Origin of the sequence: Clavibacter vidaverae, assembly GCF_047529985.1 — a bacterium.
Classification (GTDB): domain Bacteria; phylum Actinomycetota; class Actinomycetes; order Actinomycetales; family Microbacteriaceae; genus Clavibacter; species Clavibacter nebraskensis_A.
Window position 1 is genome coordinate 329,953 of record NZ_JBLJAM010000002.1, and the last position, 23,978, is coordinate 353,930.

Here is a 23,978-nt window from a genome sequence, read left to right on the forward strand (position 1 = left end):
CCGGTCCCGGACCCGGGGACGGACGCGGGCGTCGACGTGGCTCATGCCCGGCTCACCGCGAGGACGGTCACGTCGTCGAGCGGCGTGCCGGCGGAGGCGAGGAGGGCGACCCGCTCGACGAGCCTCTGCACGCCGCCCGCCTCGGTCACGAGCCGGCCGATGGCCGCGAACGCGGGATCGCTCCCGCCGAACATGTCGAACAGGCCGTCGCTGAAGGTCACGAAGGTGTCGCCGCGCGCGAGCACCGTGTGCCGCTCCTCCCAGCGGTGCTCGGGGTCGATCCCCACGGGCAGGTCACCCGTGTCGAGGTGGGTGACGCGGCCGTCGGCGTGGACGATGATCGTCAGCCCGTGGCCCGCGTCCGCGTAGCGCAGGAGCCCGGAGGCCTGGTCGAGGTGCCCGTGCTGCAGGGTGACGAAGGATCCCGTGCGGTCGAGGTCGGCGTCGAGCGAGCGGGCCGCGTCGGTGACCATGAGCCCGGTGTCCTCGAGGACGCCGGCGCCGTAGCGGTCCGCCGTGCTCGCGATGCCGCGGAGGACCGCGCGGACGGTGGCCGTGAGGATCGCGGCTCCCGTGCCCTTGCCCATCACGTCGGCGATGGAGAAGCGGAGGCCGGACGCGGTGCGCTCGTAGTCGTAGAAGTCGCCGCCCACCACCTGGGCGGGCACGCACACGGCGGCGATCGAGTACCCGGGGAGCTCCACCTCGGCGGCCGGCAGCAGCGCCGACTGCACCGAGTGCGCGCGCTCCATCTCGGCGCTCGCGACGAGCTCGCGCTGGGCCCACTCGGCCAGCTCGGCGAACAGCAGGAGCTGGCCGGCGTCGAGCCCGCGCGGCTCGACGTCGTAGAGGCAGAAGGTGCCGATGACGAGGCCCTCGGTGTCCCGCAGCGGGTGCCCGGCGTAGAAGCGGATGCGCGGCTCGCCCGCGACGGACGGCAGGTGCCGGAAGACCGGGTGCATCTGCGCGTCCTCGACGACGAGCACGCGCTCCTCGCGCACCGTGGTGTCGCAGAAGATGGTGCTGATGGGCGTCTCGGAGAGTTCGGCGCCGGCGCACGACGCGAACCACATGCGGTCGTGGTCGGCCAGGCCGATGGTGGACAGCGGGACGCCGAACGCCGTGCGCGCGAGGCGCGTGACGCGGTCGAAGCGCTCCTCGGGCGGCCCGTCCAGCAGGCCGAGCGCCTCCACGGCGAGCTGCGACGCGCTCGATCGCGCGTCCTCGATCAGACCCATCCCCGCCCCCTCGCCGCCCTGGGCCCCCGCCCACGGCACCCGAATCGTCGGGTTCCCTCAGCTTACGTGCCCGGATCCATAGGGGGCGTACTAAGTAGCGCTGCGGGGATGACCTCGGTGGTCGTCCCAGTGCTCGGATGATGCCCGCGGACCCGGTCGGCCCCCTCGCCGCGGTGCTCGTGCCGACGTTCGAGAGCCGCTGGTCCCTCTCCCCCGCGACGATCGCCGGCTACCTCGCGGTCATCGCCCTGTGCTGCCTCGTCGCGTACGTGTTCGTGCGGTGCACGGAGCGGCGGACGCGCGCTGGGCCGCGATCCGATCGGTGCCCCCGCAGGGACTCGAACCCTGACCTGTAGCGATTTTAAGTCGCCCGTCTCTGCCAATTGGACTACGGGGGCGTGGCGCCGTCGGCGCTCCCGACAGCCTACGGTCGGCCGACGGATCCGGCCGCGCCCGGGCATGACGACGGCCCGCCGGCTGGTGCCTGCGGGCCGTCGACGGGTGGTGCGGTGGATCACATGGATCAGGCCGTGCGGTCCTCGTCCTTCGTCTCCGCGCTGGGCGAGGAGCTGTAGCTGCCCGCGAGCGCCGGGGACTTCTCGCCCTCGGTGGGCGCGTCGGCCTTGGCCTCGGCGTCCGCCTTCTTGGACGGCGCGTCCTTCTTCTCGGCGGGCGCGGCCGGAGCGGCGTCCGCGGCGGGACGCGGGCGCGACGCGAACGTCTCGAACGCGGTGCGCGGGGTCTCGCGCGCCTCGAGGGAGACGATGTCGCGGCCCCAGACGAGGTTGTTCAGCCAGCCCGTGACGACGCGCGCCTTGCGCTCGAAGGACGGGATCGCGAGGCCGTGGTAGCCGCGGTGCATGACCCAGGCGGGGAAGCCGGTGATGCCGATCTTCCCAGACTGGAACGCGCCCTGGTAGAGACCGAGGCCCGCGACGGCGCCGAGGTTCTTGTGGAAGTAGTCGGTGATCCCCTCGCCGCGGAGGCTCGCGGTGAGGTTCTTCGCCATGAGCTTGCCCTGGCGGACCGCGTGCTGTGCGTTGGGGACGCAGAAGCCGCCGACGCCGCCGCCCGTGAGGTCGGGGGTGGCCGCCACGTCGCCGGCGCCCCAGGCGTCCGCCACGATGCCGTCGTCGCCCTCGACGCGACCGTCGGCGCGCACGCGCAGGCGCCCGCGCTCCTCGATCGGGAGGTCGGTGTTCTTGAGCATGGGGCTGGCCATGACGCCCGCGGTCCAGACGATGACGTCGGACTCGAACGACTCGCCGGTCGACAGCTCGACGACGCCGCCGACGGCGGACTTGAGCTGCGTGTCGAGGTGCACGAGCGCGCCGCGCTCGGCGAGGTTCTTCAGCACCCAGTGGCTGGTCTCGAGCGACACCTCGGGCATGATGCGGCCCATCGCCTCGATGAGGTGGAAGTGCGTGTCCTCGAAGTCGATCTCGGGGTACTTCTTCACGAGGTCGGTCGCGATGCTGCGCATCTCGGCGAAGACCTCGATGCCGGCGAAGCCGCCGCCGACCACCACGAAGGTGAGGAGGCGGTCGCGCTCGGGGCCGGCCGGCAGCGTGGCCGCGCGGTCGAAGTTGGCGAAGATGCGGTCGCGGATGGCGACGGCCTCCTCGATCGTCTTCAGGCCGATGGCCTCGTCCGCGACGCCCGGGATCGGGAACGTGCGCGAGACGCTGCCCGCGGTGACGACGATGATGTCGTACTGGAACTCGTACGGCTCGCCCACGGGCGGCGTGATGGTCGCGGTCTTCGACGCGTGGTCGATGCCGGTCACCTTGGCGGTGACGACGTTCGTGGTGCGCAGGTGGCGTCGCTGGGACACCACGGCGTGGCGCGGCTCGATGGATCCGGAGACCACCTCGGGCAGGAACGGCTGGTACGTCATGTACGGCAGCGGGTCGACCATGGTGACCTCGGCCTCGCCGGATCGGAGGTGCGACTCGAGCTTCCATGCCGTGTAGAAACCGGCGTAGCCGCCGCCGACGATCAGGATTTTGGGCACGATGGATGACTCCCTGCAGGTTGTGGTCGAAATCAGGCTACCCCTTCCGGAGCAGCCGTCTGAAATGCCGGAACGCGACGACGCCCATCGCGGCCGCGAGCGCCGCGAAGACGGACAGGACGAGGGCCGGGATCCCCACCTGGCGGAGGGCGCCGACGGTGGGCAGCGCGTCCGCCGCGGGGTCGGCCGTGGGGGCGTCCGCGGGCACGGCGGGGGCCGGATCCGGGGTGGCGGACGCGGTCGGATCCGGCGTCGCCACGGGCGCGCGGCGGTACAGGCGCACCCACTCCGCCAGGTCGCCGAGCGGCTTCCCGCTCGCGGGCGCCACGTCGGCCGTGACAGCGGCGGCCGCGTCGACGAGCCCGCGGCCGTAGATCTCCGGCTGGCCCTTCTGCCGCGCGGTGGCGAGCACGCGCTCGACCACGTCGTCGGCCTTCAGCTCCGGATGCGCGGCCCGCACGAGCGCGACCACGCCGGAGACGAGGGGCGCCGCGCCGCTCGTGCCGCTCCACTGCACGTAGCCGCCGCCGGGCGCGACGCCCACGAGCTGCTCGCTGGGCGCGGCGACCGCGATCGTGATCCCCTGCGACGACGCGTCGAAGCTGGCGGCCCCGGAGCGGTCGACGCCCGCGACCGCGAGCACGCCGGGGATGGTGGCGGGCGCGCCCACCTCCGTGGTGCCGCTCCCCCGGTTGCCCGCGGCGGCGACGACCACGACGTCGTGCTCGTAGGCGTAGAGGAACGCGCGATCCCAGCTCTCGGGCCAGTCGAGCGAGTTGCGGGTGAGGGACATGTTGATGACGCTCGCGCCGTTGTCGACGGCCCAGCGGACGGCGTCGGCGATCTGCGCGTCCTCGTCGCGCGCGCCGGGCGTCGGGCCGCCGAGCGCGACCGAGACGGCGAGGAGGCTCGCACCGGGCGCGACGCCGACGACCCCGGATCCGGTGCCCGTGCCGCGGCCCGCGAGCAGCGACGCGACCATGGTGCCGTGCTCGTTCGAGGTGCCGACGGGGCGCGTGCCGTCCGCGGCCCCCACGCCCGAGACGTCGGTGCCGCCCACGACGGCGCCGCGCAGGTCGGCGACGGAGGCGTCGACGCCCGTGTCGATCACGGCCACCTTCACGCCCTCGCCGCGGGTGGTCTGCCACGCGCGCTCGACGCCGTAGTCGGCGAGCCAGTACTCGCGCTCGCGCACGGGATCCGCGTGGGCGGGCGTCGCGGCGGGCAGGACCGCGGCGAGGGCGAGGATCCCGACCGCCAGCGCGCGCGCCGGGCGTCGACGCCGGCCGCTCGCGACGCGGGCGTTGCGCGGGCGGGTCATGCCGTGGCGGGGTCGGCGCACTCGCACACATCGGGCGACCAGGAGGCCCGCGCGAGCGCGATGTCGCCGACGGGGTTGACGCCGGGGCCCGCCGCGAGCGCGTGGCCCGCCAGCGCGTGCAGGCACTTCACGCGGACGGGCATGCCGCCCGCGGAGACGCCGGCGAGCTCGGGCACCACGAGGATCGACTCGCGATCGGCGAGGTACGACGCGTGGGCGGCGGCGTACGCGTCGCGCATCGCCTCGTCCTCGGCGAGGTCGTCCTGCAGCTCGGCCATGACGTGCTCGGCCTCGAGGTGCGAGATGGCGGCGGTGGCCGCGGGGTGGGACAGGTAGTAGAGCGTGGGGAACGGCGTGCCGTCGCTAAGGCGCGGCGCCGTGCTCACGACCGTGGGGTTGCCGCACACGCAGCGGGCGGAGATGCCGACCACGTCGCGCGCGGGGCGTCCGAGCTGCTCGGACACGATGCGCACGTCGCGCTCGGAGGGCGGGTCGAAGGGGGGTCGGGTCACTGGTCGCCTCCCTGGACGGATCCCTGGAGCTGGTCGGGCGGCGTCTCGCTGAGACCGCTGGTGAGCGCGGAGCCGAGCAGGGCCTGGACCCAGTCCTTCTTCGTCTCCTGCAGGTCGTCGCTGATGGGCGCGCCGTCGGGCGTGGTCGTGGCCTGGCCCGTGGTCGTCGGCAGCCCGCGGACGAGGTAGCTCGTCTCGCCGGGCATCACGTAGAAGAGGCGGTCGCGCACCTGCGCCTTGAGGAACGCGGGGTCGTCGTAGCGGGCGCGCTGGTCCTGGAGCTCGGCGATGGTGCCCTTCTGGGCGTCCACCGCGCTCTGCAGGCTGCTCAGCTGCTGGCGCTGCTCGAGGTAGATGCGCAGGCCCGGCGCGAGGACCACGACCGTGAGGACGAGGAGCACGAGGACCATCACCGAGAACCCGGAGAAGCGCATGCTGCGGAGCCAGTTGCCGGCGGGGGCGTCCTCGGGCAGGGCCACGGGGACGCGCTCGGTGCGGGGACGCGTGCCGCGTCGGCCGCGGAGGGCGTCGAGGCCGGGGAAGCGGGCCATCGGTCCTCCTTCGTGTGTCGTGTCGTGCGGTGGTGCGGACGGAGGCGGCGGGACGCCGGGCCCGATGGCCCGTCGCCCCGCCGCGCGATCCGGTGGTGCGTCGGCGGCCCGCCCTCGCCGCGTGGCCGGGCGGACCGGCCGGATCAGGCCTGGAAGCGCGGGAAGGCGCTGCGGCCGGCGTAGACCGCGGCGGCGCCGAGGTCCTGCTCGATGCGGAGGAGCTGGTTGTACTTCGCGACGCGCTCGCTGCGGGCGGGGGCGCCGGTCTTGATCTGGCCCGCGTCCACCGCGACCGCGAGGTCGGCGATGGTCGTGTCCTCGGTCTCGCCCGAGCGGTGCGACAGGACCGTGGTGTAGCCGCTGCGCTGCGCGAGGCTGACCGCGTCGAGCGTCTCGGTGAGCGTGCCGATCTGGTTGACCTTCACGAGGATCGAGTTGGCGACGCCGCGCGTGATGCCGTCGGCGAGGCGCTTCGGGTTCGTGACGAAGAGGTCGTCGCCGACGATCTGCACCTTGGAGCCGAGCTCGGCGGTGAAGTGGTCGTAGCCGGCCCAGTCGTCCTCGTCCAGCGGGTCCTCGATGGTGATGAGGGGGTAGGACGCGACGAGGTCGGCGAAGTACGCGGTCATGTGCGCGGCGTCGACCTTCTGGCCCTCGAACGTGTACGCGCCGTCGGAGTAGAACTCGCTGGACGCGACGTCGAGGCCGAGCGCGATCTGCTTGCCGGCGGTGAAGCCGGCGGCGTCGATGGCCTCCATGAGCAGGTCGAGCGCGGCGCGGTTGCTGTCGAGGTTCGGGGCGAAGCCGCCCTCGTCGCCGAGGCCGGTGGACAGGCCCTTCTTCTTCAGGAGGCTCTTGAGCGCGTGGTACGTCTCGACGCCCCAGCGCAGGCCCTCGGAGAAGGTCGACGCGCCGACGGGGAGGAGCATGAACTCCTGGATGTCGACGTTGGTGTCCGCGTGCGAGCCGCCGTTGATGACGTTCAGCATCGGGACGGGCAGCGTGTGGGCGTTCGGGCCGCCGAGGTAGCGGTACAGGGGCAGCTCAGCCGAGTCGGCCGCGGCCTTCGCGACGGCGAGGGAGACGCCGAGGAGCGCGTTGGCGCCGAGGCGGGACTTGTTCTCGGTGCCATCGAGCTCGATCATCGTGGCGTCGATGATGCGCTGGTCCGCGGCGTCGAGGTCCTGGATGGCCGGGCCGATCTCGTCGACGACGGCGGCGACGGCCTTCTGGACGCCCTTGCCCAGGTAGCGGCCCGCGTCGCCGTCGCGCAGCTCGTACGCCTCGAACGCGCCGGTCGAGGCGCCGGACGGGACGGCGGCGCGCGTGAACGTGCCGTCCTCGAGGAGCACCTCGACCTCGACGGTCGGGTTGCCCCGGGAGTCGAGGATCTCGCGTGCGTTGACTGCTTCGATGGCTGCCACGGAATGGTCTCCTTGCGTTGCGGTGGGGGGGGTGGGAAGTCGCGTCCATCCTAGCCGCGGGCCCCTCGCGGGCCGCGGGCGGCGACGCCCCCGCGCAGGTGTCGCGCAGGTGACGGATCAGCCGCGCGGGCCGCCGTCGAGCGGGCGCTCCTGCAGCGACGCGGCGTCGACCGTCTCCGCGTCCACCGCCGCGAAGGTGCGGAAGCCCTGCTGCTTGAGCGACTCGAGCAGCGGCGCGACGTTCTTGGGACGCGGCTCCAGCCGCACCCGGCGGCCGGACGCGACGAGCTCGGCCTTGAGGCGCGCGAGCACCGCGACGGGGGTCCGCCGGTCGTGCACGAGGGCGATGGCGTCGTTCGTCTCCGCCTCGGGCAGGACGGCCAGGTCGACGATCCGCTCGAAGCCGATGGAGAAGCCCGCGGCCGGCACGTCCTGGCCGAGGAAGCGGCCGATCATGCCGTCGTAGCGGCCGCCGCCGCCCACCGAGCTGCCGGACGCGGGGTGCGCGATCTCGAAGATCGTGCCCGTGTAGTAGCCCATGCCGCGCACGAGGGTCGGGTCGAAGCGGAGCGTGACGCCCTCGGGCAGGCCGACGAGCGCGTCCGCGAGGGTCTCGAGGTCGGCCACCGCGTCGGGGTCGACGCCCGCGGGGAGGATCGCGGTGATCGCCTCGGCCGTGAGCGGCACGCCGCCGTCGGCGAGCGCGGGCTCGATGCGCTCGAGGATCCCGCCGAGCACGGCCGCCGCGTCGGCCCCGCCCTCGGCGAGCTCGGCCACGACGCCCGCGGCGCCGATCTTGTCGAGCTTGTCGATGCTGATGAGCGCCTGCGCCTGCCGGTCAGCGGAGAAGCCGCAGAAGTCGAGGATCCCCGCGAGCAGGCGCCGGTCGTTGACGCGGATGGTGCAGCCCGTGAGGCCGAGGGCCGCGAGCGTGGCCGCGGTGGCGGAGATCAGCTCGACCTCGGCCAGCTGCCCGGGCTCGCCGATGATGTCGATGTCGCACTGCATGAACTGGCGGTAGCGGCCCTTCTGCGGGCGCTCGGCGCGCCAGACGGGGGCGGCCTGGATCGACCGGAAGACGCCGGGCAACTCGGCGCGGTGCGACGCGTAGAAGCGCGCGAGCGGCACCGTGAGGTCGAAGCGGAGGCCGAGGTCGGAGAGCGCGAGCACGTCGCCCGCGTCGGCGGCCGCGTGCAGGTCGTCGCCGGAGAGGCCGCGCTTCAGCACGGAGTAGGCGAGCTTCTCGTTGTCGCCGCCGAGGCCCGCGTGCAGCCGGCCGGACTCCTCGACCACGGGCGTCTCGATCTCGTCGAAGCCGTGCGCCCGGTAGGTGCGGCGGATGACGGCGAGCGCCTGCTCGCGTCGGGCCTTCTCGGCGGGCAGGAAGTCGCGCATGCCGCGGGGCGGCGTGATCTGCTGGGGCATCCCCCGATTCTGTCAGGCGGCGGGGCGCCGATCCGGCGAGCCCGGCGCGCGCGGGCGGTCGGGCAGGTCGAGCCACGGCCGGATGCGCGGGACGAACGCGTCCACGAGCGCCTCGAAGCCGCGCAGGGCCCGGACGCGGTCGCCCGAGATCACGAAGTCGAACTGGAGGCCGTAGGAGGCGGCCTGCAGGAGGTCGGCCGTGTCGACCGCCACGTCCTCGGGCACGCCGTGGGCGATCATCCACGTCAAGCCGAAACTCCGCCACGCGGCCACGCTCGCGATGGCGTGCGGGCGCACCACCCCGTCGCGCGTGCGGAGGAGCGCGGCCTCGAACTCGAGCCGCTGGAAGTCGCGGTTGACGTCGGTGAGCCGCCAGCTCCACGCCTGCGTCGCCCAGGCGCGGAGCTCGGTCGCGGGGATGGTGCGGGGATCCCCCGCCACCATCTCCGCCTGGCGCACGTCGATGGCGTCCATCGCCGCCTCGAGCAGCCGCTCCTTGGATCCGAAGTGGTAGACGAGCACGAACGTGCTCTCGCCCAGCGCCTCGGCGAGCCCGCGGAACGTGACCGACTGGAGCGGGTGCGTGCGGAGGTGGTCGAGGATGTGGGCCAGCAGATCCTGGCGGCGGTGCGGATCGGGGGCGGCCACGCCCCACCATAACAAGCGTGATGGACACCCGGCGACGGCCCGTACGGTGTGGATGCCCGGTCTGTCCGCCGTCTCCTTCGGGTGGAGGCGCCGGACATGGCGGCCCGGGATCGGGTAAATCCCGGGTCACGCCCCCGCGGGCCGGACGACGCCTACGCGCTCCGGCCCGCGTCGGGGGATCCGTCGGCCGCGTCGTCGCGTACCGGCTCCGCCGCGCGGATCTCCGCGCTGAGCGACCGCAGCGTCGTGCGCAGCGCGCGCTCGGCGTCGAGTCCGCGGGACCTCGCCGAGACGACGATCGCGAGCAGCAGCCGGCCGAGGTCGTCCTCGTCGTCCACCGGGACGGCCGCGGGCGCGTCCGCGTCGAGGAGGCCGATGCGCTCCGCCCGGCCGAGCAGCTTGTCGGCGAGGGCGAGGGACGGCAGCGCCTCGGGGATCCCGTCGAGGACGCTCGTGCGGGTCGACTTCTCGCGGTCCTTGGCCGCGCCCCAGACGCGCAGCACCTCCTCGACGGTGTCGGCGCGCTCGTCGCCGAACACGTGCGGGTGGCGGCGCACCATCTTCTCGGTCGCGGTGCGCGCGACGTCGGCGAGGTCGAAGCCCTCCCCCTCCGTGCGGGCGATGTCGGCGTGGAAGACGACCTGCAGCAGCACGTCGGCGAGCTCCTCGCGCATGCCGGGCACGTCGTCCGTCTCGATCGCCTCGACGAGCTCGTGGCTCTCCTCGAGGAGGTACGGGACGAGGGAGCGGTGCGTCATGCCGCGGTTCCAGACGCAGCCGTCGGGCGCGCGGAGGACGGCCATGGCGGCGGCCAGCTCGGCGACGGCCTCGGCGGCGGATGCGGACGGGGTCGCGGGGTCGGTCATCCCGCCATCCTCGCACCGGGCCCTCGGCGGCATCCGGCCCTCGGCGGCACAGGGCCCGGGCAGCGCTGGGCCCGGTAGGCTGACGGTCGGTGTGCCGGGAAGTCTGGTCGGCGGCGGGTGACCGTCTCCTCCTCCCCCGACCCCGGAAGGCGCACATGACCGCCCTCATCCGCTCCGAGCGCATCGCCGCCGGACTCCTCCTCCTCGCCGCCGTCGCCGGCCTCGTCGTCGCGAACACGCCGGCCGGTGCCGGCCTCATCGCGTGGGCCGACGGCCACCTCGCCGTGCCCGCGATCGGCGTCGACCTGTCGCTCCGCCACTGGGTGAGCGACGGGCTGCTCGTGGTCTTCTTCTTCATCGTCGCCGTCGAGCTCAAGCACGAGTTCCTCGCGGGCGGGCTGAACAGCGTCTCCGCGGCGCTCGTGCCCGCGATCGCCGCCGTCGGCGGGGTGGTCGTGCCCGCGGGCGTGTACCTCGCGATCACCGCCGGCAGCGGGTTCGAGCGCGGCTGGCCGGTCCCGACCGCGACCGACATCGCCTTCGCGCTCGGCGTGCTCGCCGTGTTCGGCCGGGGACTCCCCGCCGCCGTGCGCGTGTTCCTCCTGGCCCTCGCGGTGCTCGACGACCTCATCGCCATCGGCATCATCGCGGTCTTCTTCACGACCGACCTCGCGATCGCGCCGCTCGTCGTCGCCGTGGCCGGCGTCGTGCTCTTCGCCGTGGTCGGCCGGCTGGGCGTCGGGCGCACGGGCGCGGTCCGCATCGCCGTCGTGGCGCTGCTGGTGATCATCGCGCTCGTCACCTGGTGGGCGACGCTCTCCTCGGGGATCCACGCGACCATCGCCGGCGTCGCGCTCGGCTTCGCGCTCCCCCGCCTCTCGGGCCTCCGGGCCGCGCACGCGCTCGAGCCCCTCTCGAACGGGATCGTGCTGCCGCTGTTCGCCTTCTCGGCCGCGCTCGTCGCGATCCCCGCGATCGGCCTGGCGGAGCTCGCGCCCGCCTTCTGGGGCATCGCGCTCGCGCTGCCGCTCGGGAAGCTCGTGGGGATCACCGCGGGCGGACTGCTCGGCGCGTGGATCGCCCGGCGTCGCGGATCCGCCGGCGGCCTCGGCGTGCCCGACCTCGTGACCGTGTCGCTCCTCGGCGGCATCGGCTTCACGGTGTCGCTGCTGATGAGCGAGCTCGCGTTCGCGGGCCTCGACGAGGTGCGGGACGAGGGCACCCTCGCGGTGCTGCTCGGCTCGGGCGTCGCGATCGTCGCGGCGGCCGTGACGCTCTCGATCCGGAGCCGACGGGCCCGTCGCGACGGGGCACCGGCGGACGGCGACGACGCCGCGCGCGACGACTTCCCGGCGCACGCGGACGGCGGACCGGCCCGCGCCTAGGCGCCGACCGGCCGATCCCGGATCACGCCTTCGGCGCGGACTCCTTCGCGGCCGGCGCCGGCTCCACCGTGAACACCGCGTCGAGGAGCTGGCGGACCCAGTCGACCAGCTCGGCGTCGGGCAGCGGCTCGCCGTCGCGCTTGGGCAGCGGCACCGTCACGGCGTTGGTCTGCGCGAACAGGCGGCTGCCCGGGTACATGCGCTGGAGGCGCACCTGCTTGCTGTCGGCGAGGTCGGCCGGGGCGATGCGGAGGTTCGGCCCCATCGCGACGACCTCGCTGAGGCCGGCCCGCTGCGCCACGCGACGCAGGCGCGAGACCCGCACCAGGTTGTCGACCTCCACGGGCGGCTCGCCGTAGCGGTCGGACAGCTCCTCGATGACGCGGTCGATCTGGTCGTCGGTGGCCGTGGGCGAGGCCGCCGTCGAGAGCTTCTGGTACGCCTCGAGGCGCAGCCGCTCGCTGTCGACGTACTCCTCGGGGATGTGCGCGTCCACCGGCAGCTCGAGCCGCAGCTCGGTCTGGCCCTCCGCGACGTCGCCGCGGAAGGTGGAGACGGCCTCGCCGATCATGCGCAGGTAGAGGTCGAAGCCGACGCCCTGGATGTGGCCGGACTGCTCGCCGCCCAGCAGGTTGCCCGCGCCGCGGATCTCGAGGTCCTTCAGCGCGACCTGCATGCCGGATCCCAGCTCGTTGTTCGCCGCGATGGTGGACAGCCGGTCGTGCGCCGTCTCGGACAGCGGCTTGTCGGCGTCGTAGAGGAAGTACGCGTACGCGCGCTCCCGCCCGCGGCCGACGCGCCCGCGAAGCTGGTGCAGCTGGCTGAGGCCGTACTTGTCCGCCCGGTCGATGATGAGCGTGTTCGCGTTCGCGATGTCGAGGCCGGTCTCGATGATGGTGGTCGAGACGAGCACGTCGAACTTCCGCTCCCAGAAGTCGACGATGACCTGCTCGAGCATCGCCTCGCTCATCTTGCCGTGGGCCACGGCGACGCGCGCCTCGGGCACGAGCTCCGCCAGCTCCGACGCCACCCGGTTGATGCTCGACACTCGGTTGTGCACGAAGAACACCTGACCCTCGCGCAGCAGCTCGCGCCGGATGGCGGCCGCGATCTGCTTCTCGCTGTTCGGGCCGACGAACGTGAGGATCGGGTGGCGGTCCTCGGGCGGCGTGGCGAGCGTCGACATCTCGCGGATGCCCGTGACCGCCATCTCCAGCGTGCGCGGGATCGGCGTGGCCGACATCGCGAGGATGTCCACGTTGGCCTTCAGCTTCTTCAGCGCGTCCTTGTGCTCGACGCCGAACCGCTGCTCCTCGTCGATGATGATGAGCCCCACGTCCTTGAACGCGATGTTGCCCGTGAGCAGGCGGTGCGTGCCGATGACGACGTCGACCGAGCCGTCCTCGAGGCCCTTGACGGTCTCGCGCGACTCCTTCTCCGTCTGGAAGCGGCTGAGCTGGCGGAGATGCACCGGGAATCCGGCGAAGCGCTCGGAGAAGGTCTCGAAGTGCTGCTTCACGAGCAGCGTCGTGGGCACGAGCATCACGACCTGCTTGCCGTCCTGCACGGCCTTGAACGCGGCGCGCACGGCGATCTCCGTCTTGCCGAAGCCGACGTCGCCGGAGACGAGGCGGTCCATGGGGATGGGGCTCTCCATGTCGCGCTTGACCTCGTCGATGACGGTGAGCTGGTCGGGCGTCTCCATGAAGGGGAACGCCTCCTCGAGCTCGCGCTGCCACGGGGTGTCCGGCGGGAAGGAGTGCCCGCGCGACGCCATGCGCGCCGAGTAGAGCTTCACGAGCTCGACCGCGATGTCGCGGACGGCCCGGCGGGCCTTGCCCTTGGCGGCGGCCCAGTCGCTGCCGCCCATCTTGCTGAGGGCGGGCTCCTCGCCGCCGACGTAGCGGCTGAGGAGGTCGAGCTGGTCGGTGGGCACGAAGAGCTTGTCGCCCGGGTAGCCGCGCTTGGAGGGCGCGTACTCGATGACGAGGTACTCACGCCGGGTCTTCACGGCGTTGCGCCCGCCGGACGAGACCTCGCGCTGCGTGAGCTCGACGAACTTGCCGATGCCGTGCGTGGTGTGCACGACGTGGTCGCCGGGCTTGAGCTGCAGCGGATCCACCACGTTCTTGCGGCGCGTGGCGAGCTTCTTGACCTGGCGGCTGTCGTAGCCGGCGGCGCGCCCGTAGAACTCGCTCTCGGTGAGGATCGCGAGCTTGACCTCGGGCATCTCGAAGCCCGCGTCGATCGCGGAGCGGAGGAGGTAGGCGACGCCGGCCTCGGGCGCCGCCGGGAACTCCTCGACCACGCGCGCGGGTACGCCCGCCTCGCGCAGCACGGTGTCGGCGCGCTCGACCAGGCCGGATCCCTGGGCGACGACGCCCACGCTCCAGCCGGCCGCGAGGCGCTCGCGCACGTGCTCGATGGCGCCGTCGGCGTTGCCCGCGAAGCTCGGCACGGGATCCGCGTCGATGCGCACGGTCATGACCTCGTCGATCCCGAGGTCCTCCGGCAGCACGTCGGTGGCCTGGAACCCGGACAGCGTCCACCAGCGGCGCGGGCCGCGGGCGTCGCGCAGGCGGCCGAGCGAGAGGAAGTCGCCGGACGCGAGGTCGATGGGCGCCTGGGCGCCCGCGGTGGCGGCGTTCCAGGCGGCGTCGAGGAACTCGCGGTTCGTGTCGGCGAGGCTCTGCGCGCGCGTGGACACGCGCTCGGGCGAGACGACCGCGATGGCCGCGTCGACCGGCAGGTAGTGCGTGACGGGGACGAGCCGGTCGACGAGCGCGGGCGCCAGCGACTCCATGCCCTCCACCGGGATGCCCTCGGCGATCTTGGCGAGCATCTGCTGCAGGTTCGGGAACTCGTGCTGCATCTCGCGGGCGCGCTGGCGCACGGGCGCGCTCAGCAGCAGCTCTCGGCTCGGTGGCAGCTCGACCGAGTCGACCGTCTCCTCGAGCGACCGCTGGTCGGCGACCGCGAAGGGCCGCATCTGGTCGACCTCGTCGCCGAAGAACTCGACGCGCACGGGGTGGTCGGACACGGGCGGGAAGACGTCGAGGATGCCGCCGCGCACCGCGAACTCGCCGCGGCGCGTGACCATGTCGACGCGCGAGTAGGCGAGGTCGACGAGCCGCACGGCGAGCTCGGAGAGGTCGTGGCCGCGGCTGCCCGTGGCGAGCTGCACGGGCGGGAGCTCGGTGAGGTTGTCGGCGACGGGCTGGAGGGCCGCGCGCACGGAGGCGACGATGACGAGCGGGCGCACCTGGTCGGCCGGCACCTCGCGGGCGCCCTGGCCGAGCGCGGCGTGCCACGCCTCCATGCGGCGCAGCGCGTGGATCCGCTTGCCCACGATCTCGGCGCTCGGGCTGAGCCGCTCGTGCGGCAGCGTCTCCCACGCGGGGAACTCGAGGATCTCGGCGTCCGGCAGCACCGCGTCGAGGCTGCGGCGCATGCCCTCGGACTCGCGGCCGGTGGCCGTGACGACGAGCAGGCACCCCGGGATGCCGCGCTGGATGCGCTGGCGGAGGAGCCCCGCGAGCAGCGGCCCCTGGAGCCCCTCCGTGAGGGAGAAGTCGGCGTCGCGGGAGGCCGATGCGAGGGCGTCGTCGAACGTGGAGGCGCGCGAGAGCGCCGGGATCAAGCCCTGGAGGATCACCAGATGATCGTACGCGCCGCCACCGACGTCACCCCCGTCGTCCGCCGTGGGCGGACGCGCGGGCACCCGGCGTCGCGAGCCCCGGCATCAGGACGCGGCGGTGTGGAAGCGCAGCTGCGCCGCGATGAGGCCGTCGGAGGCGATCATCTCGATCGCGTCGGCCGCGTCCTCGAGCACGTTCGGCAGCGCCTGGCGCTCGGTGGAGGAGAAGGGCTTGAGCACGAAGTCGGCGGCGTCCTGTCGCCCGGGCGGACGGCCGATGCCGATGCGCACGCGCATGAAGTCGCCCGTGCCGGCCGAGGAGATGATGTCGCGGATCCCGTTGTGGCCGCCGTGCCCGCCGCCCTGCTTGAGCTTCATCGCGTCGAACGGGATGTCGAGCTCGTCGTGCGCGACCACGAGCTGCGACGCGTCCAGCGAGAAGTACTTGAGGAGGTTCGCGACGGGACCGCCGGACAGGTTCATGAACGAGCTCGGCTTCGCGAGGATGAGCTTCGGTCCGCCGGGGACCGCGCGCCCCTCCGCGACCTGCGCGTTGGCGCGGTGCGAGCGGAACGTGGCGCGCATCCGGTCGGCGAGGACGTCGAGGGCCATCTGGCCGACGTTGTGCCGCGTGCCCGCGTACTGGGGCCCCGGGTTGCCGAGGCCGACCACGAGCAGGGTCCGGTCGTCCACGTGCGCTCTCCTCGGGTCGTCGTGCGCGTCCGGCGGGCGCGCGCTCCTGGTCGTCGTGCGCATCCGGGGGCGGATGCGCGGAGCCCGCCGGCCGCTGCCGGTGTCCCGGACGGCGGCCGACGGGCTCCGTGGTGCTGTCGTGCTGGTGCTGCCTCGGCAGCGTGCGGCCCGGGGGCCGCGCGGGTGCTACTTGTCGGCGTCGACGACCTCGTCGCCGGTGCCGCCCTCGCCGGTGACCTCGACGCCCTGATCGCCCTCGGCCGCCGCGTCCTCCGCGTCGGTCGTGAGGTCGAGCTGGGGCACGGAGACCGCGAGCACGAGCGTCTCGGGGTCGGTGACCAGCTTGGCGCCGGCGGGCAGGTCGACCTGGCCGGCCAGGACCTGCGTGCCCTCCTCGAAGCCCTCGATGGAGACGACGAAGCTCTCCGGGATGTGCGTGGCCTCGACGTCGACCGTGATGGACGTGTACTCGAGGCTGTGGATCGTGCCGGGGTAGGACTCGCCCTCGACGTGGATCGGGACCTCGACCTCGACGCGCTCGCCCTGGCGGACGACGATGAGGTCGACGTGCTCGATGATCTGGCGCACGGGGTCCTTCTGGACGTCCTTCACGAGCGCGAGCTGCGGCGTGCCCTCGATGTCGAGCGTGATGATCTGGTTCGCCTTGCGGATGATGAGCATGAGCTCGTGGCCCGGCAGCGTGACGTGCTGCGGGTCGGTGCCGTGGCCGTAGATGACCGCGGGGATCTTGCCGATCGCGCGGATCTTGCGGGCCGCGCCCTTGCCGAACTGCGTGCGCAGCTCCGCGGTGAGGTTGTTGTCAACCATGGTGTCGCTCCTAGTGCGGCCCGTGAGGGCTCGCGTCGTGTGTGTGTCGTCTGCTCGAACGCTTGCGCGTGAGGATTGAGGTGCGAGCCCCGTCCACCGCGTCGATAACGGACCGCCGCCGCGCTCGCGCACGGCTCCTGCGATCCCTCGCCGAAGTTCAACCCCCGATGCTACCGGACGGACGGGTCCCCGGTCGACGCGTCGGCGGGAGCGGGCGCCGGGGATCCCGGCTCGGGCGGCGTGGACTGCCCCACCCGGAGGCGCAGGCCGTCGTGGACGCCGTCGACCACGTCCTCGAACGCGACCGGCGTGCCGAGCGTGGCCGAGACGTAGACGCTGACCACGGTCGCGAGGGAGAGGAACGCGTCGTCGACCGTGACGCCCGCCGGACGGCCGGTGCGGAGCGCGTCCGCGATGTCGTCGTACTGGCGGTAGTGGCCCTCGAGGTACGTGTTGTCGAGGCGCGGCGAGCGCGGCAGCTCGGCGGCGTGCATCTCGAGCTCGGCGTCGTTGCGCACGTCGGCCTGCGCGGGCACGCCCGACTCGGGCGCCGCGTGGAAGTAGGTGAGGGATCCGGCCTCGATGACGGCGGATCCGCGCGTGCCCTGCACCTGCACCCGCGTGTCGAGGCCCGGGTAGCCCGCGGTGGTCGCCTGCATGGTGGCGAGCGCGCCGGAGGCGAAGCGGATCACGGCGACCGCCACGTCCTCGACCTCGATGCCGTCGTGCGCGAGCAGCGCGGTCTGCGCGTACACCTCGACGGGACGGCCGAGGTAGGAGACGAGCAGGTCGAGGGTGTGCACGCCCTGGTTCATGAGGGCGCCGCCGCCGTCGAGGTCCCACGTGCCGCGCCAGTGGCCCGAGTCGTAGAAGCCCTGGCTGCGCCACCACGGCGCGCTCGCCACGGCGGAGGTGAGGCGGCCGAGGCGGCCCGAGCGAACGGCCCGGTCGACGACGACGCTCGACGGGTTGAAGCGGTGCTGGCTGATGACGGTCGAGAGGATCCCCCGCTCGGCGGCCTCGCGCGCGAGCTCGGCGATGCGGCGGCCGCGCGCCAGGTCGACGTCGAGCGGCTTCTCGATGACGACGTGGAGCCCGGCGGCGAGCGCCTCCTCGGCGAGGCCGATGTGCAGGCCGCTCGGGGTGCAGATGACGACGAGCTCGGCGGCGTCCGCGCGGATCATGTCGCCGAGGTGCGCGAAGACGCGCGGGCGGTCGGCGCGCAGCTCGTCGACGACCACGTCGGCGAGCTCCTCGGCCGTGGCGTCCGAGACGTCGACCAGCGCGGCGACGCGGAACTCGGGGTGCTCGGCGAGGACGCGCGCGTGGTGCGTGCCGATGACGCCGCAACCGACGATCGCGACGCGGATGGGCTCGTGGACGGAGGCGGCGGGGGCGCCGTCGCCGGTGGCCGCGGCGGGGGCCGGGTCGGCGGCGCGGACCTCGGCGGACGGCTCGGCGGCGGACGGCGCGCGGTCGGCCGGCACGGCGGCCGCGTGGCGCGGGGCGTCGGCGGAGTCGTGGGCGTCGACGTCCACGTCGGCGTCGGCGCGCGGCACGTCGGCGTCCGACCGCGCGGCCTGGACGAGCGCGGGCACGGACGCCTCGGGCACCGCCTCGGCGGGCTCCGTCGACGTGGCGGGCGCGTCGTCCACCCGGCCGGGCGACGCCGTGCGCGCGCCCGGCAGCAGCTCGCGCACCGCGGCGTCGGCGAGCGCCACGGGGTCGTCGGTGATGTCGAGGGTGATCCCCTGCTCGTCGTCTCCGAGCGGCTCGAGCGTGCGCAGCTGGGAGGCGAGGAGGCTCGACGGCATGAAGTGGCCCTCGCGTCCGCCGAGGCGCTCGGCGAGCAGCTCGTGGTCGCCCGCGAGGTGCACGAAGACGGCATCGGGCGCGGCGGCGCGGAGGATGTCGCGGTACGAGCGCTTGAGCGCGCTGCACGCGACGACGGGTCCGCCCTCGGGCCGGCCGGCGAGCGCGCGGCCCACCTCCTCGAGCCAGGGACGGCGGTCGTCGTCGTCGAGCGCATGGCCCTCGGCCATCTTGCGGCGGTTGGCCTCGGTGTGCAGGTCGTCGCCGTCGAGGAAGGGGACGCCGGCGTCCTGGGCGAGGAGCTCGCCCACCGTCGACTTCCCGGATCCGGAGACCCCCATCACGATCACGGGCGGGAACGGGCGGACGGCGTCGATGCGGATCACTCCCTGCGGTTCGGTGAGGAACTCGTGCGGCGCGACCGTCTCGGTGCGCCCGTCCATCCTACGAGACGCTCCCTCGGATCCCGCTGACGCTCGGGAGGCCGCGAGTAGCCTGAGGACGACTGTCGACAAGGAGGCATCAGATGTCAGATGACCAGCAGGCCACGGCGAACATCGGGGTGGTGGGGCTCGCGGTGATGGGCTCGAACCTCGCCCGCAACCTCGCCAGCCGCGAGGGCAACACGGTCGCGGTGTACAACCGCACGACCCAGAAGACCACCGACCTCATCGAGGAGCACCCCGAGGCCGGCTTCGTCGCCGCCACCACGATCGAGGAGTTCGCGGCGTCGCTGCAGCGTCCCCGCACGGCGATCATCATGGTCAAGGCCGGGCGCGGCACGGACGCGGTCATCGAGCAGCTGACCGAGGCGTTCGAGGAGGGCGACATCATCGTCGACGGCGGCAACGCGCTGTTCACCGACACGATCCGCCGCGAGAAGGAGGTGCGCGCCAAGGGCCTGCACTTCGTCGGCGCCGGCATCTCCGGCGGCGAGGAGGGCGCGCTCAAGGGCCCGAGCATCATGCCCGGCGGCACCGCGGAGGCGTACGAGACCCTCGGCCCGATCCTCGAGTCGATCGCCGCCGTCGCGGAGGGCAAGCCCTGCGTGACCCACATCGGCACCGACGGCGCCGGCCACTTCGTGAAGATGATCCACAACGGCATCGAGTACGCGGACATGCAGCTCATCGCCGAGTCGTTCGACCTCCTCCGCCGCGTGGGCGGCCACGAGCCCGCCGCCATCGCGGACGTGTTCGAGGAGTGGAACGGCGGCGACCTCGAGTCGTACCTCATCGAGATCACCGCCGAGGTGCTCCGCCAGACGGACGCCGCGACCGGGAAGCCGCTCGTCGACGTCATCGTCGACCAGGCCGGATCCAAGGGCACGGGCGTCTGGACGGTGCAGAACGCCGTCGGCCTCGGCGTGCCGGTGGGCGGGATCGCGGAGGCCGTGTTCGCGCGGGCCGTGTCATCGAAGCCCGAGCAGCGGAAGGCCGTGCAGGCCACGATCACGAGCCGCCCCGAGATCCAGTCGGGCGGCGACACCTTCGAGGACGACGTGCGCGCCGCGCTCTACGCGAGCAAGGTCGTCGCGTACGCGCAGGGCTTCGACGCGATCATCGCGGGCGCCAAGGAGTACGGCTGGGACATCGACAAGGGCAAGGTCGCGGAGATCTGGCGCGGCGGCTGCATCATCCGCGCCCAGTTCCTCAACCGCATCGTCGAGGCGTACGAGAAGGACTCCGGCCTCGCGACGCTCCTCGAGGACCCGTACTTCGCCAAGGCCGTCGCCGACGGCGAGCAGGCCTGGCGCCGGGTCGTCTCGGTCGCCGCGCTGTCGGGGATCCCGGTGCCCGGCTTCGCGTCGGCGCTGAGCTACTACGACTCGCTCGCCTCCGAGCGCCTGCCCGCCGCCCTCGTGCAGGGTCAGCGCGACTTCTTCGGCGCGCACACGTACCACCGCACCGACAAGGAGGGCACCTTCCACACGCTGTGGTCCGGCGACCGCTCCGAGGTCGAAGCGGAGGACACGCACTAGGCGTCTTCCGCCCCGTCGCATGACGCGAGCCCGCCGGTCGAGGACCGGCGGGCTCGCGTCGTCAGGCGGCGCTCACCTGTGCCAGAAGGAGACGCCGGCCGCACCGCCCGGGTACTTGGCGTCGTACTTCGACGTGTACTTGTAGATCAGGTTGACGTCCATGTCGCGACAGAGGTCCGACCCCTTCTCCGCCCCGACCCGGGTGCTGAAGGTCTCGCACGTCACCATGACGAAGGAGACGCGGCCGCTCGACGTGGGGTAGGCCTGGTCGTAGTAGTTCCGCATGAAGTCGATCTTCTGGGAGCACGTCTCGTTGTTCGCGTCGTCCTTGTAGATCTTCGCCACGAGACCGGTGCCGTAGAGACCGCCCGTCGCGGAGTTGAACACCCCGCATACGCGGTAGTTCGGCTGTGCGTGCGCGGCGGGCGCCGGGCCCATCACCGCACCCGTCACCCCCAGCCCGATCGTGAGCAACGCGGCCGGCACCACCGCTGCCGCGCGCATGGTCTTCCTCATCCCATCCATCCTTCCGTCGTCGTCGAGGGAGGCCGCGACCGATCGCCGCGGTCGCGGGAAGCGTAGGCATGTCGCGGACGCCGCCGCGCGGATGCCGCACACGCGTGCACCCGTCGCGAGCCCACCCCGTCGTGGGCCTCTGTCACACTGGACCGGATGGACGACGACGAGCACCCGGAGCTCGCGGGCTACGAGCCGCACCGGCCCAAGAGCCTGCGCAGCAGGCGCACGCTGCTCGTGATGCGCGTGGTCGTCGTGGTCGGGATCGTCAGCCTGCTGCTCCCCGGCGTGGTCACCATGGTGCGCGTCGGCGCGAGCACGGCCGACATGGCCTGCGCCGACTTCGTGGCGTTCGAGCGACCCGACTCCCCCTCGTACGAGGTGCGGTTCCAGCTGTTCGGGCCCGGCGTCGTGGGGTACGAGTGCTACACGAGGTACGCCTTCGGCGGCGACGAGCACATCACGTCGCTCGGGCTGATCCCCTCGGGGCGCGTCGCGCGCGAGGTCGTCGAGCGGAACTCCGGGGACTGATCCGGGAGCCGCCCGCGCGGGTGGCGCTGGAGGCCTAGGCCGCGCCGTCGAACATGCTCGTGACGGATCCGTCGTCGAACACCTCGTGGATCGCGCGGGCCAGCAGCGGCGCGATGGGCAGCACCGTGAGCTTGTCCCAGCGCTTGTCCTCGGGGATCGGGAGCGAGTCCGTGACGACGACCGAGTCGATGTGCGGGCTGTTCAGGATCTGCGTGGCCGGGTCCGAGAAGACCGCGTGCGTGGCGGCGACGACGACGCCCGTGGCGCCGTTCTTCTTCAGCGCCTCGGCGGCGGAGACGATGGTGCGGCCGGTGTCGATGAGGTCGTCGACGAGCAGGCAGACGCGCCCCTCGACGTCGCCCACGATCTCGTGGACGGTGACCTGGTTGTGCACCTTCGGGTCGCGGCGCTTGTGGATGATGGCGAGCGGGGCGCCGAGCTTGTCGCTCCAGATGTCGGCGACGCGCACGCGGCCCATGTCGGGCGAGACGACCGTGAGGGTCTTGGAGTCGAGCACGGCGCGCATGTGCTCGAGCAGCACGGGCATCGCGAAGAGGTGGTCGACGGGGCCGTCGAAGAAGCCCTGGATCTGGGCGGCGTGCAGGTCGACCGACATGATGCGGTCGGCGCCGGCGGCCTTGAACAGGTCGGCGACGAGGCGGGCGGAGATCGGCTCGCGGCCGCGGCCCTTCTTGTCCTGGCGGGCGTAGGGGTAGAACGGGGCGACCACGGTGATCCGCTTGGCCGAGGCCCGCTTCATGGCGTCGACCATGATGAGCTGCTCCATGAGCCACTCGTTGATGGGCGCCGAGTGCGACTGGATGACGAACGCGTCGCTGCCGCGGACGCTCTCGTCGTAGCGGATGTAGAGCTCGCCGTTGGCGAAGGTCCGGGCGTCGGTGTGCACGAGGCTCGTCTCGAGCTCCTGGGCGATCTGCTCGGCGAGCTCGGGGTGGGCGCGACCCGTGACGATCACGAGGCGCTTCTCTCCGGCGGTCTTGATTGCGGACACGGGACTCCGTCTCGTCAGTGCTGCTCGGTGTGATCGGTCCCGGACGGAACGTCCTGGTGCCCCTCGGCCGCCTCGACCGCGGCCCGGGCCTCGGGGGTGCCCGGTCGCTTGGCCTCGGTCCAGCCGACCATGTTGCGTTGCGGCGCCACCGAGATGCCGAGTGCGCCGGGCGGGACGTCCTTGCGGATGACGGCACCGGCACCCGTGTAGGAGCCGGTACCGATCCTAACGGGTGCGACGAAGACGTTCCGCGAGCCGACGTGGACGTGGTCGCCCACCTCCGTGCGGTGCTTGGAGACGCCGTCGTAGTTCGCGAAGATCGCGCCCGCGCCGATGTTGGAGTGCTCGCCGATGGTGGCGTCGCCCACGTAGCTGAGGTGCGGGACCTTGCTGCCCGCGCCGATCTCCGCGTTCTTCGTCTCGACGTAGGCGCCGATCTTGCCGCCCTCGCCGAGGCGCGTGCCGGGTCGGAGGTAGGAGAACGGGCCGACCGTGGCGCGGGCGCCGATGACGGCGAGCTCCGCGTCGGTGCGGCGGACCACCGCGTCCTCGCCGACCTCGGTGTCGCGGAGGGTGGTGTCGGGGCCGACGACGGCGCCGCTGGCGACGGTCGAGGCGCCGAGGACCTGCGTGCCCGGGAGGATCGTGACGTCGGCCGCGAGCGTGGCCTTCACGTCGATCCACGTGGTGCCCGGGTCCTGGATCGTCACGCCCGCGAGCTGCCAGCGGCGGATGAGGCGCGCGTTGAGCTCGGTGGCGGCGGCCGTGAGCTGCACGCGGTCGTTGATGCCGGCGACGAGCCAGCTGTCGCGCACGGGCAGGGCCTCGATGGATCCGCCCGCGCGGCGGATCACGTCGGCCGCGTCGGTGAGGTACTTCTCGCGCTGCGCGTTCTCGGTGCCGATGGCGCCGAGGGTCTGGTGGAGCGCCTCCGCGTCGAAGACGTAGACGCCCGCGTTGACCTCGTCGATGCGGAGCTGGTCGCCCGTCGCGTCCTTCTGCTCGACGATGGCCTGGAACGCGCCGTCCTGGCCGCGGATGATGCGGCCGTTGCCGGTCGGGTCCGTCAGGCGGGCGGTGAGGAGCGTGAGGTCGTTGCGCGCCTGGCGGTGCGCGGAGACGAGCGAGCGGAGGGTGGCGGCGTCGAGCAGGGGCACGTCGCCCGAGAGCACCACGACCTGGCCGGTGAAGCCCTCCGGGAGCGCCGTGATGCCGACCTCGACCGCGCGTCCTGTTCCGGGGATCTCGTCCTGGTCGACCACGAGGGCCTGCGGCGACAGCGCGTTGACGACCTCGACGACCTGGTCGCGCTCGTGGCGCACGACCGTGACTATGTGGCGGGCGCCGAGCTCCTCCGCGGTCGCGAGCACGTGGCCCACGAGCGGCAGGCCCGCGAGCGGGTGCAGGACCTTGGGGAGGCGCGAGCGCATGCGGGTGCCCTGGCCGGCCGCGAGGATCACGACGGCGATGGAGGGGCTGCGCGGCTCGCCGTCGACGTCGAGCTCGCCCGTCACGATGGGGATCTCGCGGGTCCTCGGCGTGCTGTCGTGCTCGGTCATGGCGATCTCCTGATCTGCGTTGCGT

19 protein-coding genes and 1 tRNA gene are annotated in these 23,978 nt (G+C 73.0%); 3 read left to right on the top strand and 17 right to left on the bottom strand.

Annotated features, from left to right (window positions below; all coding sequences use genetic code 11):
* Positions 1–41 precede the first annotated feature (41 nt).
* From ACMT9T_RS14230 to ACMT9T_RS14275, 10 genes are all read right to left on the bottom strand, one after another.
* On the bottom strand, positions 42–1,238 hold the full coding sequence (locus ACMT9T_RS14230) for a PP2C family protein-serine/threonine phosphatase (RefSeq protein ID WP_414746163.1): 1,197 nt from the start codon (positions 1,236–1,238) through the stop codon (positions 42–44).
* 323 nt (positions 1,239–1,561) lie between these two features.
* Positions 1,562–1,636, bottom strand: a tRNA-Leu gene (locus ACMT9T_RS14235).
* A gap of 125 nt (positions 1,637–1,761) precedes the next feature.
* Positions 1,762–3,252, bottom strand: coding sequence for an NAD(P)/FAD-dependent oxidoreductase (locus ACMT9T_RS14240; RefSeq protein WP_414746164.1), 1,491 nt, complete (start codon positions 3,250–3,252; stop codon positions 1,762–1,764).
* A gap of 37 nt (positions 3,253–3,289) precedes the next feature.
* Positions 3,290–4,573, bottom strand: a complete 1,284-nt coding sequence (locus ACMT9T_RS14245) for a S8 family peptidase (RefSeq protein WP_414746165.1) — start codon at positions 4,571–4,573, stop codon at positions 3,290–3,292.
* Entirely contained in the window at positions 4,570–5,085 is a 516-nt protein-coding gene (locus tag ACMT9T_RS14250) for a DUF501 domain-containing protein (RefSeq protein WP_116055967.1), read from the bottom strand. The genes ACMT9T_RS14245 and ACMT9T_RS14250 overlap by 4 nt, the downstream gene beginning before the upstream one ends.
* Positions 5,082–5,636 (bottom strand): FtsB family cell division protein, encoded by a 555-nt coding sequence (locus ACMT9T_RS14255; protein ID WP_116055966.1) that lies wholly within the window; start codon positions 5,634–5,636, stop codon positions 5,082–5,084. The genes ACMT9T_RS14250 and ACMT9T_RS14255 overlap by 4 nt, the downstream gene beginning before the upstream one ends.
* A gap of 143 nt (positions 5,637–5,779) precedes the next feature.
* On the bottom strand, positions 5,780–7,060 hold the full coding sequence (gene eno, locus ACMT9T_RS14260; protein WP_116055965.1) for a phosphopyruvate hydratase: 1,281 nt from the start codon (positions 7,058–7,060) through the stop codon (positions 5,780–5,782).
* 117 nt (positions 7,061–7,177) lie between these two features.
* The gene (gene hisS / locus ACMT9T_RS14265) at positions 7,178–8,485 is read right to left on the bottom strand and encodes a histidine--tRNA ligase (protein ID WP_414746166.1); all 1,308 of its coding nucleotides are present in this window, start codon (positions 8,483–8,485) and stop codon (positions 7,178–7,180) included.
* Between the two features lie 12 nt (positions 8,486–8,497).
* Positions 8,498–9,133, bottom strand: coding sequence for a TetR/AcrR family transcriptional regulator (locus ACMT9T_RS14270; protein ID WP_414746167.1), 636 nt, complete (start codon positions 9,131–9,133; stop codon positions 8,498–8,500).
* Positions 9,134–9,285: 152 nt separating this feature from the next.
* Positions 9,286–9,999 (bottom strand): nucleoside triphosphate pyrophosphohydrolase, encoded by a 714-nt coding sequence (locus ACMT9T_RS14275; RefSeq protein ID WP_414746168.1) that lies wholly within the window; start codon positions 9,997–9,999, stop codon positions 9,286–9,288.
* Positions 10,000–10,154: 155 nt separating this feature from the next.
* Between ACMT9T_RS14275 and ACMT9T_RS14280 the strand changes: the two genes are divergently transcribed.
* Positions 10,155–11,384, top strand: coding sequence for a Na+/H+ antiporter NhaA (locus ACMT9T_RS14280; protein WP_414746169.1), 1,230 nt, complete (start codon positions 10,155–10,157; stop codon positions 11,382–11,384).
* Positions 11,385–11,406: 22 nt separating this feature from the next.
* Here the strand turns inward: ACMT9T_RS14280 and mfd are convergent, their stop codons facing one another.
* From mfd to ACMT9T_RS14300, 4 genes are all read right to left on the bottom strand, one after another.
* Positions 11,407–15,039, bottom strand: coding sequence for a transcription-repair coupling factor (gene mfd, locus ACMT9T_RS14285; RefSeq protein ID WP_414746170.1), 3,633 nt, complete (start codon positions 15,037–15,039; stop codon positions 11,407–11,409).
* 87 nt (positions 15,040–15,126) lie between these two features.
* Positions 15,127–15,714 carry an aminoacyl-tRNA hydrolase gene (gene pth / locus ACMT9T_RS14290; RefSeq protein ID WP_116055959.1) on the bottom strand — a complete coding sequence of 196 codons (588 nt, stop codon included), beginning with the start codon at positions 15,712–15,714 and terminating at the stop codon, positions 15,127–15,129.
* A 186-nt stretch (positions 15,715–15,900) separates the two neighbouring features.
* The gene (locus tag ACMT9T_RS14295) at positions 15,901–16,542 is read right to left on the bottom strand and encodes a 50S ribosomal protein L25/general stress protein Ctc (protein ID WP_414746171.1); all 642 of its coding nucleotides are present in this window, start codon (positions 16,540–16,542) and stop codon (positions 15,901–15,903) included.
* Positions 16,543–16,712: 170 nt separating this feature from the next.
* Positions 16,713–18,797, bottom strand: coding sequence for a gluconokinase, GntK/IdnK-type (locus ACMT9T_RS14300; protein ID WP_414746172.1), 2,085 nt, complete (start codon positions 18,795–18,797; stop codon positions 16,713–16,715).
* A gap of 83 nt (positions 18,798–18,880) precedes the next feature.
* On the opposite strand from ACMT9T_RS14300, the gene gndA reads away from it, so the two are divergent.
* A complete protein-coding gene (gene gndA, locus ACMT9T_RS14305) occupies positions 18,881–20,335 on the top strand; it encodes an NADP-dependent phosphogluconate dehydrogenase (protein ID WP_414746173.1) in 1,455 nt (484 codons plus the stop codon).
* A 72-nt stretch (positions 20,336–20,407) separates the two neighbouring features.
* On the opposite strand, the gene ACMT9T_RS14310 is transcribed toward gndA, so the two are convergent.
* Complete coding sequence (locus ACMT9T_RS14310) at positions 20,408–20,851, bottom strand: hypothetical protein (RefSeq protein WP_414746174.1); 444 nt, start codon at positions 20,849–20,851, stop codon at positions 20,408–20,410.
* A 156-nt stretch (positions 20,852–21,007) separates the two neighbouring features.
* Between ACMT9T_RS14310 and ACMT9T_RS14315 the strand changes: the two genes are divergently transcribed.
* Positions 21,008–21,382, top strand: coding sequence for a hypothetical protein (locus ACMT9T_RS14315; RefSeq protein ID WP_414746175.1), 375 nt, complete (start codon positions 21,008–21,010; stop codon positions 21,380–21,382).
* 34 nt (positions 21,383–21,416) lie between these two features.
* Here the strand turns inward: ACMT9T_RS14315 and ACMT9T_RS14320 are convergent, their stop codons facing one another.
* Positions 21,417–22,394, bottom strand: coding sequence for a ribose-phosphate diphosphokinase (locus ACMT9T_RS14320; RefSeq protein ID WP_414746176.1), 978 nt, complete (start codon positions 22,392–22,394; stop codon positions 21,417–21,419).
* Positions 22,395–22,408: 14 nt separating this feature from the next.
* A complete protein-coding gene (gene glmU, locus ACMT9T_RS14325; RefSeq protein WP_414746177.1) occupies positions 22,409–23,953 on the bottom strand; it encodes a bifunctional UDP-N-acetylglucosamine diphosphorylase/glucosamine-1-phosphate N-acetyltransferase GlmU in 1,545 nt (514 codons plus the stop codon).
* Between the last annotated feature and the right edge of the window lie 25 nt (positions 23,954–23,978).